The organism is Streptomyces sp. NPDC001634 (genome assembly GCF_040298185.1).
Taxonomy (GTDB): domain Bacteria; phylum Actinomycetota; class Actinomycetes; order Streptomycetales; family Streptomycetaceae; genus Streptomyces.
The window spans coordinates 24586-37568 of the sequence record NZ_JBEOZU010000090.1 but is presented as its reverse complement, the minus strand read 5'-3'; the positions used below and the strand labels follow the sequence as shown (position 1 = coordinate 37568).

General features: G+C 70.7%; 12 protein-coding genes. 8 read left to right on the top strand and 4 right to left on the bottom strand.

All coding sequences use genetic code 11. The features are described 5' to 3' along the window. Positions 1–155 precede the first annotated feature (155 nt). On the bottom strand, positions 156–1481 hold the full coding sequence (locus tag ABT186_RS39090) for an ABC transporter substrate-binding protein (protein ID WP_351230266.1): 1326 nt from the start codon (positions 1479–1481) through the stop codon (positions 156–158). Positions 1482–1598: 117 nt separating this feature from the next. On the opposite strand from ABT186_RS39090, the gene ABT186_RS39085 reads away from it, so the two are divergent. Beyond that, positions 1599–2099 carry an SCO4402 family protein gene (locus ABT186_RS39085; RefSeq protein ID WP_351230264.1) on the top strand — a complete coding sequence of 167 codons (501 nt, stop codon included), beginning with the start codon at positions 1599–1601 and terminating at the stop codon, positions 2097–2099. A gap of 99 nt (positions 2100–2198) precedes the next feature. Continuing rightward, positions 2199–3077 (top strand): formyltetrahydrofolate deformylase, encoded by an 879-nt coding sequence (purU, locus tag ABT186_RS39080; RefSeq protein ID WP_351230262.1) that lies wholly within the window; start codon positions 2199–2201, stop codon positions 3075–3077. Between the two features lie 45 nt (positions 3078–3122). Here purU and ABT186_RS39075 read toward each other — a convergent pair whose 3' ends face one another. Next, positions 3123–4562, bottom strand: a complete 1440-nt coding sequence (locus ABT186_RS39075) for a zf-HC2 domain-containing protein (protein WP_351230272.1) — start codon at positions 4560–4562, stop codon at positions 3123–3125. 125 nt (positions 4563–4687) lie between these two features. Then, positions 4688–5269 carry a sigma-70 family RNA polymerase sigma factor gene (locus tag ABT186_RS39070; protein WP_351230259.1) on the bottom strand — a complete coding sequence of 194 codons (582 nt, stop codon included), beginning with the start codon at positions 5267–5269 and terminating at the stop codon, positions 4688–4690. Between the two features lie 360 nt (positions 5270–5629). Here ABT186_RS39070 and ABT186_RS39065 point away from each other — a divergent pair, with 360 nt between their 5' ends. Beyond that, positions 5630–6046 (top strand): STAS domain-containing protein, encoded by a 417-nt coding sequence (locus tag ABT186_RS39065; protein ID WP_351230257.1) that lies wholly within the window; start codon positions 5630–5632, stop codon positions 6044–6046. A gap of 188 nt (positions 6047–6234) precedes the next feature. Then, positions 6235–6747 (top strand): EF-hand domain-containing protein, encoded by a 513-nt coding sequence (locus ABT186_RS39060; RefSeq protein ID WP_351929142.1) that lies wholly within the window; start codon positions 6235–6237, stop codon positions 6745–6747. On the opposite strand, the gene ABT186_RS39055 is transcribed toward ABT186_RS39060, so the two are convergent. Next, positions 6726–8273 (bottom strand): class I adenylate-forming enzyme family protein, encoded by a 1548-nt coding sequence (locus ABT186_RS39055; RefSeq protein WP_351230253.1) that lies wholly within the window; start codon positions 8271–8273, stop codon positions 6726–6728. The genes ABT186_RS39060 and ABT186_RS39055 overlap by 22 nt on opposite strands. Before the next feature lie 151 nt (positions 8274–8424). Between ABT186_RS39055 and ABT186_RS39050 the strand changes: the two genes are divergently transcribed. From ABT186_RS39050 to ABT186_RS39035, 4 genes are all read left to right on the top strand, one after another. Next, on the top strand, positions 8425–9618 hold the full coding sequence (locus ABT186_RS39050; protein WP_351230251.1) for an amidohydrolase family protein: 1194 nt from the start codon (positions 8425–8427) through the stop codon (positions 9616–9618). Further along, entirely contained in the window at positions 9618–10772 is a 1155-nt protein-coding gene (locus ABT186_RS39045; protein WP_351929140.1) for an acyl-CoA dehydrogenase, read from the top strand. Before ABT186_RS39050 ends, ABT186_RS39045 begins: the two co-directional genes overlap by 1 nt. Before the next feature lie 7 nt (positions 10773–10779). Then, on the top strand, positions 10780–11673 hold the full coding sequence (locus ABT186_RS39040; protein ID WP_351929138.1) for an acyl-CoA dehydrogenase family protein: 894 nt from the start codon (positions 10780–10782) through the stop codon (positions 11671–11673). 479 nt (positions 11674–12152) lie between these two features. Further along, positions 12153–12644 (top strand): ATP-binding protein, encoded by a 492-nt coding sequence (locus tag ABT186_RS39035; RefSeq protein ID WP_351230245.1) that lies wholly within the window; start codon positions 12153–12155, stop codon positions 12642–12644. Positions 12645–12983 lie beyond the last annotated feature (339 nt).

Here is a 12983-nt window from a genome sequence, read left to right as displayed (position 1 = left end):
TCTGTTGTACCCCAATCGCGCTTATTACCGGTCGGCCCCTCCGCCCGCCCACCCAGCTGTGAGCCCGGCGGTGTGCGCCGCGCCCTCCCCGAGACCCCTCGGGGAGGGCGCGGCGCACACCGTGTGACGCAACGCCGTGACGCCCCGGCCGCGCGTCAGTTGGTCGTCGTGCTCTCCAGCGTCTTCGCCACGTTCACGAAGCCCTTGCGGGCCGCCACCAGCCGGCCGTCGCGCACGACCTGGAAGGTCACGTCCGAGTTGATCAGCCGGGGGAAGTCGACGACCGCGGTGAGGTCCTGGAAGCGCCACCTGAGGGTCGGGGTGAGGCCGCCCGTGTCGACCTTGAGGCCGTTGTCGAGGGCGTTGCGGATGGCGCGGGCGGTCACCTCGCCGCCGCCGAGCGCGTCGACGACCTTCTTCAGGACCGTGTAGGCGATCCATGTGGTCTGCACGCCCGCGTCCGCCGGATCGATCCGGTTGTCCCCGAAGGCCTGCTCGCGGATCACTTGCTTCATCTGGTCCCAGCGGGCGTCCGTCGACTCCGGGTACCAGCCGGTGACGTACGCCCCCTCGTACGGCCCCGAGCTGCCGCCCGACGAGTCGATCACCGACTGGTCGATGCTGCCGAGCACGGAGGCGGTGCGCACCGCCGGGTAGGTGCTGCTCAGGCGGCGGAAGGAGTCCATGAAGGTACCGGTGCGCTCGTCGAGCGCGGGCACCACGCATCCCTTCCGCTGCGGGTTCGCGGTCGCCGCCTGCAGCGCATGCTCCGCCTGCGTGTCGAACGCGGTGGCGTCCTCGGCGGCGCGTACGTCGGCGACCTCGGTGTGGTTGCCCGCCTTCAGCCCCGAGTTGAGCAGCACGGGGAGCTGGTCGCCGGCGACGGTGTCGGGGCGTACCAGTGCGACGGGACCGCAGCTTCTGCCCAGTTCCTCGCCGAGCCCGGCGAGCAGCGCGGGCTGGCCGCCGTTGACCGGGTAGGAGAGCACGCTCTTGAACTCGTCGTTGGTCAGTCCGTAGCCGCCGATGTAGGGGATGCCCGCCGACTCGAGCGGGGAGAGGAAGGAGGTCGCGTACTGGCTGTAGGAGCCGACGACCGCGACGGCCTTCTCCTTGACGGCGAGCCGGGCGCACTTCGCGGCGCTCACGTAGTCGTTGTGGTCGTTGCAGGTCAGGACCTTGAGCTTGCGGCCGCCCAGGCCGCCGTGCGCGTTGACCCAGCGCGCATACGCGCGCGCCAGCGCCGGCATGCCGGGCTCGTTGGTCGCCGACGTGTTCTCGGGTGCCCAGGTCATGACGGTCACGGGGTCGTCCCCGGAACCCCCGGTGGTGCCGGGGACCACCCCGCAGGAGACGGCTGTCGACACACAGGCCACCAGTGCGCCCGTGGACAGCAGGGCGGTCCTGACGCGGGGAGCTCTTCGGACTGAGCCCGGAACGCGGGGACTGGTGGGGGAGGTGGTGCGTCGCCTGCCGGTCATGGACACGCACGATTCCCTCACACCGCTAACCCGCGTGTGACCGGTGGTCAACGACAGGTGACGCAGAGGTGAATTACGGGGGCCGATGTTCTGGATTTCACAGGGAACGTACGATCGATGACCGTGCAAGGTTCGGAGAACTCTTCCCGTCGCGGCCGTCGCTCATCCACCATGGGCGGCATGCCACTCAACGACATGCCGTGGTGGCGCTGGCGCAGCAATGTGCGCTCCGCGCTGCACATGCTCTCCGACCCGGTGTTCCAGCGGGACGTCTGGCTGGCAGGTGTCGAAGGGTACGGCGACGTCACCGACGCCGTGTACCGCCTGGTCGAGGACACCTGGCTGGACAGCTGGTCCGCCGAGAAGTACGTGGGCACGATCTTCCGCGACTCGCAGGAGGCGGCCCTCGTCGACACCGCCGTGCTGCGAGTGCTGCGGATCATGCACCAGGTCGGGCCCGACGCGCCGGTGCAGGCGTACCTCGACCACCAGGCGTGGCCGGAGGCCATGCGGGCGGCACGCGACGCGCATGTGCGGCTCTCGGTGAGCGACGGCGAGGACCCTGACATGCCGCCGCGGACGCTCGAAGTGCTGCGGATCCTCACCAGGAGCGCGTAGGCCGTTCGGCCGCCGTCAGGACCCCGGGGGCCGTCCACTTGCCGTCCGGGTGGCGGAACGGCGCTCCGTACGGCCCCCGGCCATGAGACCCTGGCGTGCATGAACGAGCAGTCCACCCGACCGGCCGCCGCCGACCAGTACGTCCTCACCCTCTCCTGCCCGGACAAGCAGGGCATCGTGCACGCCGTGTCGAGCTATCTCTTCATGACCGGCTGCAACATCGAGGACAGCCAGCAGTTCGGCGACCACGACACCGGACTGTTCTTCATGCGGGTCCACTTCTCGGCGGAGGCGCCGGTGACCGTGGACAAGCTGCGCGCGAGCTTCGCGGCGATCGGTGACTCCTTCCAGATGGAGTGGCAGATCCACCGTGCCGACGACAGGATGCGCGTCGTTCTGATGGTCAGCAAGTTCGGCCACTGTCTGAACGACCTCCTCTTCCGCGCCCGGATCGGCGCGCTGCCCGTCGAGATCGCGGCCGTCGTGTCCAACCACACTGAGTTCGCCGAGCTGGTGGGCTCGTACAACATTCCCTTCCACCACATCCCGGTGACGAGGGACACCAAGCCGGAGTCCGAGGCCCGGCTGATGGAGCTGGTCCGTGAGCTGGACGTCGAGCTGGTGGTGCTGGCCCGCTATATGCAGGTGCTCTCGGACGACCTGTGCAAGCAGCTCAGCGGCCGGATCATCAACATCCACCACTCGTTCCTGCCGAGCTTCAAGGGCGCGAAGCCGTACCACCAGGCGCATGCGCGCGGTGTGAAGCTGATCGGTGCGACCGCGCACTACGTCACGGCCGACCTCGACGAGGGCCCGATCATCGAGCAGGAGGTCGAGCGCGTCGGTCACGATGTCACGCCCGACCAGCTGGTCGCGATCGGCCGCGACGTGGAGTGCCAGGCGCTGGCGCGCGCGGTCAAGTGGCACGCCGAGCGCCGCATTCTCCTGAACGGCCGCCGGACGGTCGTCTTCGCGTAGGCCCCGGTCCGCATGCCCGGCTTGCGCGCAGCCTGCAGGCAGGGCCTACATCCGGCTCAGTGACGCGGCCGCGAACAGGACGTCCCTGATCGCCTCCCGGTCCCCGACCTGACCCGCGACTGCCTCCTCCGGCGGGATGTGGCCCGCGGCCAGACGGCAGAACTCCACCCCGTCGAGCGCGACATGCGCCACCTCGCGCTCGGCGGAGGCGACCGCGCCGGGCGAGTCGAGCGGGACCAGCCACTCGCCGCCGCCCGAGCCCTCGATCTCCAGGCGCAGGGTGCGGCCCGGCTCGCCCGCCGGGACGAGGTGCCGGGCCCCGCGCGACGGCTTGGCGAGCCCGGCCCGGCGCCGCGCGGCCAGCGTCAGCGGCAGCATCCGCACCGCCAGGTCGAACATCATGTTCAGATGGCGCGGCGCGGGCGGGTCGTACGGGTAGTCGACGGCGCCCGCGATGTCCTCCGCGTGCACCCAGCACTCGAAGGCCCGGTCCAGCATCGCGTCCTGCAGCGGCAGTTCGAATTCGCCGTACGACACCGCGAGCTTCTCGGAGCGTCCATCGGTGAAGGACACCGTCCGCACCAGGTTGTGGTTCTGCTCCCGCCACGGAGGGCGTACGGAACGGGTCGGCGGGAAGTGCGAGGTGCGCCAGTACGCCTCCGTGCGCCCCTGCGGCGTGCCGTCCTCGCCGGCCAGGTCCCCCAGCGGATCGTCGATGCCCAGCGCCATCGCCACCAGCCCGTCGACGGAGAGCAGGTGGGCGATGACTCCCGCGACGGTCGTACGACGACTGGCCGGTCCCGTCCCGTCGAACCACCGCAGCCGCACCGGCGCATGCCACTCGGCGTCGCCTATGTCCTGCAGCAGGGCGTCCAGACGCGCGGTCTCCGCGTCGTACGGAGCCGCCCACTCGGGTACCGGGATGCGCGGCGGGCGCCGGCCGAGGCAGCTCGCCAGGACGCGGGTGCGCAGGCCCGGGTCGAGGTCGAGGCTCTCCGGGCGCTGCAGCAGCCCCACGGCCTCGCGCAGCCGCCGCGCCTCGTCCGCGCACGGCCCGCAGTCCCCGAGGTGCGCTTCGACGGCCGCGGTCTCCTCGGGCGAACAGGCGGCGAGCGCCCACGCCCCGAGCAGTGACTTCAGCACCCGGTGCTCGAGCACGAGCGATGGGGGTCCCCCCTGCTCGTGGGGGTCCCCCCGCTCGAGCGAAGCCGAGAGTGGGGGAGGAGCCGGGAGCTCGGGGGAATGCGCCGGATCGGGCAACGGCAGCCCGTTGTCCTCGACGGAACTACGAGGCAGCGGTATGCGCGGCGCCGACCCACCGCCGCCGCCACCGGGAGCACCGGGGCCCTGCGTCCCATCGGAGCCACCGGTCCCGGGTACACCGGTGCCCTCCGGCCGGTCCGCGCCGTCGTTCCGGGGCGGCTGGTCCGCTCCGTCGTTCCCGGGTGCGCCGGTGCCCTGAGACCGGTCCGCTCCGTCGTTCAGCTCTCCGCCGTCGGAGCCCTCCGCACCCGGGCCCTCGCACGCGTCGTACCCCTCGCCCTGCCTGTACCCCTCGTTCCCCCCGTACCCGTCGTGCTCCCCGAACCTCTCAGAGCGCTTCGCCCCGGTCACCACGCGGCCCCCGGTTCGGGAGGGGTGCCCGATGGGCCCGTTTCGTGGGCCGTGGACAGGAGCTGGAGGCCGAGGCGGAGGCGGCGGCGGGCCTCCTCCGCCGTGATGCCGAGGTCGGTGGCGGTCTGGCGGTAGTCCCGGCGCTGGAAGTACGCCCGCTCCAGGGCGGCCCGCAGCGGCACCGGCATCGATGTCACGATGTAGTCCGCGCGGGCCGCGACTGCCGCGTGGCGCACCTTGCGCTCCAGCTCCTGCGGGGTGCCCCCGCCGCCCCGGGCGAGCGCGGCGGTCTCGGTGGCGCGCAGCTGCTGCACGGCGAGCCGGTGGGTCAGCGTGGCGACCCAGGTGCGCAGGGGGCCCTGTTTCGGGTCGTACGACTCGGGGTTCTCCCAGACGTGGGCGAACACCTCGCGGGTGATGCCGTCGGCCGCCTCCTCGTCCCCGAGCACGCGGTGGGCCAAGCCGTGCACGAGCGAGGCGAACCGGTCGTAGCACTCACCGAGCGCGGCCGCCTCGCCGCGGGCGAGCCGCTGCTGCATCCTGCGGTCCCATCGGGGCGGTGCGTCGTTCTTCGCCATGCGGCTCCCTCACCCCTGGTCATCCCGGGTGCCCTGTTCCGGGCCGGCCTCTGCCCTCCGCCTCCTCGAATGTAGTCGGCGCGTCGGACAACGCACGCCCCTTTGCTGCAATGTGCGCCTCTTGACGTGCCACAAGTGGTAAAGACAGCCGGGCGGGCCCGGTGCTTCGGACCGGGCGCCTACCCGGCCGATCCCCGATCAGACCTGAACGAACAAGACCGTTACCGATTGAAATGGCTCATCTGCCACACGCTTTCGATCGAGAGTTCGGTGTTTCATAGAAAGGCATGGGGGCAGCCGCGATGAAGGAAGCGTAGGGACCGCTTCCGTTCCTGGTCGGGGTGCGGTCGAGTGAGAGGCGTGGCGGTGACGCTCAAGGTGACCTACGGAGAGCGCGGCGAATGGGCCGTCCTCCACGTGGCGGGTGAGCTGGACCTCGTGACGTCACCCGTGCTGCGCCAACGCGTGCACGACGCGGTGGCCGACGGCCGTCACCATCTCGTTCTCGACCTGTCCGAGGTCGTCTTCTGCGACTCCAGCGGTGTCGGCGTGCTGGTCGCCACCCGCCGGCTGATCCGCTCCTGCCAGGGCCGTCTCAGACTGATCCTGCCCGGACTCGGTGCCGACTCGGGCGCCTCCCGGCCGAGCGGAGCGGGGAGCGCGGGAGGCGCGCACGTCAACCGGGTCCTCGCCGCCCTCGGTGTGCGCCGCCTTTTCGACGTTTTCCCGGATGTCACGTCGGCCACCGACGAGGAGCCGCGCCCCCTGTCGGCGTGAGCGCACAGGCGCCTCGCATTGAACAGAGGCGTCCCGCATTGAACACGGAGTCGCAGGACAGCCACACCGTTGTCCCGGAATTCCAGCGGTCTTGGTACAAGCGTCGTTTTCCGTCTCCCCGAGGGCCCCCGGCGTCGTACGCTCCGTGCGAGATACACCCGACGTCATGTAAGGCGGTCCGAGAACACATGGTCAGCACCGAGTACGAGCGCAGGATCGCCGCGCGGTTCGCCACCTTCGACCAGGACGGCAACGGCTACATCGACCGCGAGGACTTCAGTGCGGCGGCCAAGGCAGTCCTCACCGAGTTCGGTACCGCGGCCCGGTCCGAGCAGGGGCAGGCCCTGTACGCCGGAGGTGAGGCGTTCTGGCAGGGCATGGCGGGGATAGCGGACCGGGACGGTGACCAGCGCATCACTCGCGAGGAGTTCGTGGGTGGCGCCGTCAAGCGGCTGCGCGACAACCCCGAGCGGTTCGCCGAGATCGCCCGCCCCTTCCTGCACGCGGCGCTCGCCGTGGCGGACGGCGACGGCGACGGTGCGGCCACGGTCGAGGAGACCGTCCGCGTCCTGAAGGCCCTCGGTGTGCGCGAGGACATCGCGGCGACGGCCGCCGCCTCGCTCGACACGGACACGGACGGCAAGGTCGGCGAGTCGGAGATCGTGGCCGCGTTCGCGCGCTACTTCACCGTGCCCGAGTAGCGTTCGCGCAGCTTGTACTTGAGCACCTTCCGCAGGGTCTCGTTGCGCGGAAGGGCGTCCACGACCTCCAGCTGCTCCGGCAGCTTGTGCACGGACAGCCCTTCCGCCCGCAGATACGAGGTGACGGCGGACAGGGTCACCTCCTCCGCTCCCGGCGGCTGTTCGATCACTGCGCAGACCCGTTCGCCGCGTTCTTCGTCGGGCAGTCCGATCACCGCGACGTCCTGGACCGCGGGGTGCTCGTGCAGCAGGTCCTCGATCTCCTTCGCGGAGATGTTCTCGCCCTTGCGGATGATGACGTCCTTGAGGCGCCCGGTGAGCACCAGATGACCGCTGTCGGTGAGCCGGCCGAGGTCGCCCGTGATGAGGAATCCGTCGTCGTCGAACGCCTCGGCCGTCTGGGCCGGGTCCAGATACCCCTGGCAGACGGCCTCTCCCCTGAGGCGTACCTCCCCCTCGACGCCGTGGGGCTGCGCGGTGCCGGACGCGTCGACGATCCGTATCTCCATCCCCTCGGGCGGCCGCCCCTCCGTCGTCGCCAGGTTCTCCACGGTGTCGTCCGGCGCCCCCATCGTGATCATCGGCACCTCGGTCATGCCGTACCCGTGGGTGAGCTGCACGCCCATCTCGCGGACGACGGAGTGATAGACCTCGGGCGGCTTGGGCGCCCCGCCGCCTGCCAGCAGCCGCAGGGTCGGGATGACGGGGGTCCCGGGTTGTTTGCGCTGTTCCGCGAGGAACATGGAGTAGAAGGCCGTGGACCCGCCGGCCACCGTCACCCCGTGCTTGCGGTAGCTCTCCAGCGCGTCCGGCAGTGCGAAATGCTCGAACATCACCGCCGGGAAGCCGTACAGGAGCAGCATCACCGTGTAGTCGGGCCCCGCGATGTGCGCGTACGGGAAGGCCATCGAGCCCACGTCGTGCCCGGACAGGTGCAGCGCATGCGCGAGGCAGGAACCGCCCGCGATCAGTGAACGGTCCGTGTGCAGGACGCCCTTGGGGTCGGAGGTGGTGCCCGAGGTCCAGTAGATCCAGCGGACCGAGGTGCCGTCGGCGGGCGGAGCGGGCAGGACGGAGGGGTCCCCGTCGGGCAGGTCGTCACCGCCGTACGCCCGGAAGATCCCCTTGGCGCCGAGCCGTCGCGCCATCGCCGTGTGGTCGTGGCCCCGCCAGGTGCCCGGCACCGCGAAGAACTCCGCCTTCGACTCCCGCAGCACGAAGCCGACCTCGCGGTCGCGGTAGAACGGGATGACCGGCGTCTGTACGGCGCCCAGACGGGCCAGCGCGAAGGACAGCAGGGCCGTCTCGATACGGGTGGGCAGCTGCCAGGCGACCACCGTGCCGGGGCGTACGCCCATGCCGTACAGCCCCGCGGCCACTCGCTCGGCCCGCTCGCGCAGCTCGCCGAAGGTCAGACAGCGGTCGTCCTGGAGGAGGACGGGCCGGTCGGGGGTGAGGGCGGCACGGCGGACGACCAGCTCCCAGAGCGTGCGGGACGTGCTCAGTTCGTAGGCGGTGGCGTTCACCTCTGGCCCCCCTTTGGCTGACGGTTCGTCAGATGGTGCGGGAGAGCGTAGGCCTCGCCGCCTTGTCGGTCCAGGGGTGCGGGACTAGTCTGCCGGTTGGCCCGTAAATCTGACGGACCATCAGATAAGAACTGTCAGGCGGAGGGGACGCATGACGGAACTGCCCCGCATCATCAGCGTCGACGACCACGTGATCGAGCCCGCGCATCTCTTCGAGACCTGGCTGCCGAAGAAGTACCGGGACCGCGGTCCCAAGCCGCTCACCGCGGGCATCGGCGAACTCGCCTACATCGGCGGCAAGTACCGGATCACGATGGACCCGGACGGGCCTCCGACCGACTGGTGGATCTACGAGGACCTGCAGTTCCCGTACAAACGCAATATCGCCGCCGTCGGCTTCGACCGCGACGAGATGACCCTGGAGGGCATCACGCGCGAGGAGATGCGGCGCGGCTGCTGGGACCCGGCCGAGCGGCTCAGGGACATGGACCTCAACCATGTCGAGGGCAGCCTCTGCTTCCCGACCTTCCCGCGCTTCTGCGGCCAGACCTTCGCCGAGGCGCACGACAAGGAGGTCGCCCTGGCCTGCGTGCGCGCGTACAACGACTGGATGGTCGAGGAGTGGTGCGGCGACAGCGGCGGCCGGCTGATCCCGCTGTGTCTGATCCCGCTGTGGGACATCGACCTCGCGGTCGCCGAGATCAGGCGCAACGCCGCCCGCGGGGTGAAGGCGGTGACCTTCTCCGAGATCCCCACCCATCTCGGGCTGCCGTCCATCCACTCCGGCTACTGGGACCCCTTCTTCGCGGCCTGCCAGGAGACCGGCACGGTCGTGAACATGCACATCGGGTCGTCCTCGCAGATGCCGGCCGCCTCCCCGGACGCGCCGCCCGCCGTGCAGGCCTCGCTCTCCTTCAACAACGCGATGGCCTCGATGATGGACTTCCTCTTCAGCGGGGTGCTGGTGAAGTTCCCGCGGCTCAAGCTCGCCTACTCCGAGGGACAGATGGGCTGGATCCCCTACGCCCTGGAGCGCGCCGACGACGTCTGGGAGGAGCACCGCGCCTGGGGCGGCGTCCGTGATCTGATCCCGGAGCCGCCGTCGGCGTACTACTACCGGCAGATCTTCTGCTGTTTCTTCCGCGACAAGCACGGTGTCGCGTCCCTGGACGTGGTCGGCCGCGACAACGCCACCTTCGAGACCGACTACCCGCACGTCGACTCGACCTTCCCGCACACCAAGGAGGTCGCCCTCGACCATGTGAAGGGCCTCGACGACGAGACGGTCTACAAGCTGATGCGCGGGAACGCGATCCGCATGCTGGACCTGGACTTCGACAAGTAATGGACCTCGCGTACACGGCCGAGGAGGAGGAGTTCCGGGCCCGGCTTCGGGAGTGGCTGGCCAAGACGCTCCCGACGCTGCCCCCGAAGCCGTCCCCCGGCGACTGGTCCGCCAGACGCGCCTACGACCTGGGCTGGCAGCGGATGCTGTACGACGCCGGGTACGCGGGCCTGCACTGGCCCATGGACGCGGGCGGGCAGGGCGCGACCCCCACCCAGCACCTGATCTTCCTGGAGGAGACCGAGAAGGCGGGCGCACCCTATGTGGGGGCCAGTTTCGTCGGGCTGCTGCACGCGGGACCGACGATCGCCGCCGAGGGCACGCCCGAGCAGCGGGCGCGCTGGCTGCCGCCCGTGCTGCGCGGCGAGGAAGTCTGGTGCCAGGGGTTCAGTGAACCCGACGCGGGCTCGGACCTTGCATCGTTGCGCACGCGCGCGTGGCGGGACGGCGACGTCTACGTGGTGAGCGGGTCCAAGATCTGGACCTCCCACGCGGAGGTCGCCGACTGGTGCGAACTGCTCGTGCGTACGGACCCGGAGGCCCCCAAACACCGGGGCATCACCTGGCTGGCGATGCCCATGGACGCACCGGGCATCACCGTGCGGCCGCTGCGGACGCTCGCCGGGTCGAACGAGTTCGCGGAGGTGTTCCTCGACGAGGTGCGGGTGCCGGTGGCCAACCGGGTCGGCGCCGAGAACGACGGCTGGCGCGTGACCATGGTGACGCTCTCCTTCGAACGCGGCACGGCGTTCGTGGGGGAGGTGGTGGCCTGCCGTCGCGTCCTCGGCGAACTCGCCCGCGAGGCACGGAGGAACGGCCGCTGGGACGACGCCCCGCTCCGGCGGAGGCTGGGCAGGCTCAACGCGGAGTTCCGGGCCCTGTGGCGGCTCACGCAGTGGAACGTGAGCGAGGCGGAGAAGACCGGCGGAGTGCCGGGCACAGGGGGTTCGGTCTTCAAACTGAGGTACTCCCACGCGCGTCAGGAGCTCTACGACGCCGCTGCCGAGGTGCTGGGCCCGAACTCCCTCGACCTCGACCGCCCGTGGGTCCTCGACCGGCTGTCGTCGCTGTCGTACACGATCGCGGCCGGCACCTCGCAGATCCAGCAGAACATCGTGGCCGAACGGATCCTGGGGCTGCCGAAGGGGCGGTGACTCTTCCGTGCACTTCCAACTGACGGACGACCAGAGGGCGTTGCGGGCCGGGGTGCGTGACCTGCTCGCGGGCCGCTTCGGCCGGGACGCGCTGCGGGGCGCCCTTGACCGGCCCGGGGCGCTCGACCGCGCGCTCTGGCGCGAGCTGGGCGAGGCCGGCTTCTTCGCCCTGCGGCTGCCGGAGGAGGACGGCGGAGTGGGGCTCGGGCTGCCCGAGGCGGTGCTGGCCTTCGAGGAGGCGGGACGAGTGCTGCTGCCCGGCCCGCTGGTGGCCACGCACCTCGCGGCGGGCGAGGTGGCGGGCGCGGCGACCGGGGAGACGGTGGTCACGGCCGTCTCCGGCGGCCTGGTGGAGTGGCTGGCGGAGGCGGACGTCGTACGCGGCGACGCGACCGGCGCCGTACCGGTCCGGTCGGTGGACCCGCTGACCCCCCTGCACCGGCTGCCGCCGTCCCCGGGCGCCCCCGTGGACGGCGCGCCGGACCCCGTCGCCGTCCTGCTCACCGCGGCCGAGCAGCTCGGCGGCGCCGCCCGGACCTGTGAGCTGGCGGTGGCGTACGCGCGGACCAGGGAGCAGTTCGGACAGCCGATCGGGGCCTTCCAGGCGGTCAAACACATGTGCGCACAGAGTCTGGTGCGCGTGGAGACGGCCCGCGCGGCGGTGTACGCGGCCGCCGTCACCTCGGATCCCCTCGACATCGCTGCGGCCCGCCTGCTCGCCGACGAGGCGGCCGTCCGCGGCGCCCGCGACTGCCTCCAGGTGCACGGCGGCATGGGCTTCACATGGGAGTCCGAGGTGCACCTGTTCCTCAAGCGGGCATGGATACGGACCCAACGTACGGGAGCGGATACGGAGAGTAGCGAGATGCTTGCTGCGGATCTGCTCTCCGGGGCGGCCTAAAAGGGCCCTGTACAGGCATTCTTCGGGACGGCCTGCCATGGATGTCATGGATTGTGGCAATCCGGAATTACGGAGCGTTGATATCGGGTTGTGTCCTACGTGTGACTTGTCACGGGGTGGAGTCGCCGGGGGGCTCCGGTACCTTGTGTGGGATGCGAGCGGTTTCGAGCCCGATCCACTCCGGTGCGGCCCATGTGGCGGCGCCGGATCCGGCGATGCGCGCCGCTCGCGGGGCAGGGCGGACCTTCGTGCCTGCCCGTTCGACTCACCGAGGCAAGCGTCGCACAGTATGCCGCACGCGTACTCCTTCGCGCTGGAATATGCCCGAAGCGCTTGTTGGGGTGACTGTACGTCAACCATGCTGTCGTGCAAGGGAATCACGGTCCGTGACCCTGATTCCTGCCATGCAGTCGATGACCACGATCGTGGCCCTTTCGAGGCGCGAGGCGATGCGTCCGCCGGTTCGGATGGTGTGAGCGGTGCAGGTGCTTCAAGTGCAGCTGGAGATCCGGCCCGACCCCGCGGAGGTGGGGCGAGCGCGGCGGTGGGCCCGTTCCCGGCTCGCCGGCTCAGGGATAGGGGCGGACGAGCCACTGGCCGAGACGCTGATCCTGCTCGTCTCCGAACTGGTCACCAACGCCGTGGTGCACACCGGCTGTCCCGCCGTGCTGCGCCTGCTGCTGACGGGCGTGCGTGACGACTCCTCGGGCGACCAGGGCGGCACGGTCCGCCTGGAGGTGGCCGACACCAGTGCCCGCCCGCCGGCTCCCCGGCACGCCGGGGGTGACGAGACGGGCGGCCGCGGCCTGGAACTCGTCGACGGTCTCGCGGACCGCTGGGGCTGGGACCCCGAGGGGGTGGGCAAGCGCATCTGGTGCGAGCTGGACCGCTGTACGGCCGGGGCCGCGAGCAGGGTGACGGCGTATGCGGCGGACGCGACGGCGGCGGATTTCGCCTACGGCGTGGTGTAGCCGGAACGGGCGTGCTCCGGCGTCCGGAGGGTCGGTGCATACGCCTGGGCGTGCGCCCGCACGGGCCCCGGTCCTTGGTGTGGATCGCCATTGAGTGCGCCGGGGCGTGCTCCTGTACGCGCTGTCATAAAAAGGGCGTAAGTGAGGAATCCCCGAACGGGTGTTGACGCGGCGTGTCCGTTTGATCACGCTTGTGTTCAGCGATTCGCCGCGAGGGGACGACGAGGGTTTCGGTGACGGAAGCCCTTGACGAGTGCGGATCGTGATTCGGCGTCGGCTCCTACTGGGGCAGGCGGCCCCGTTGAGGCCGTCCGGGGAGCAGGGTGGGTACGCCGAGCC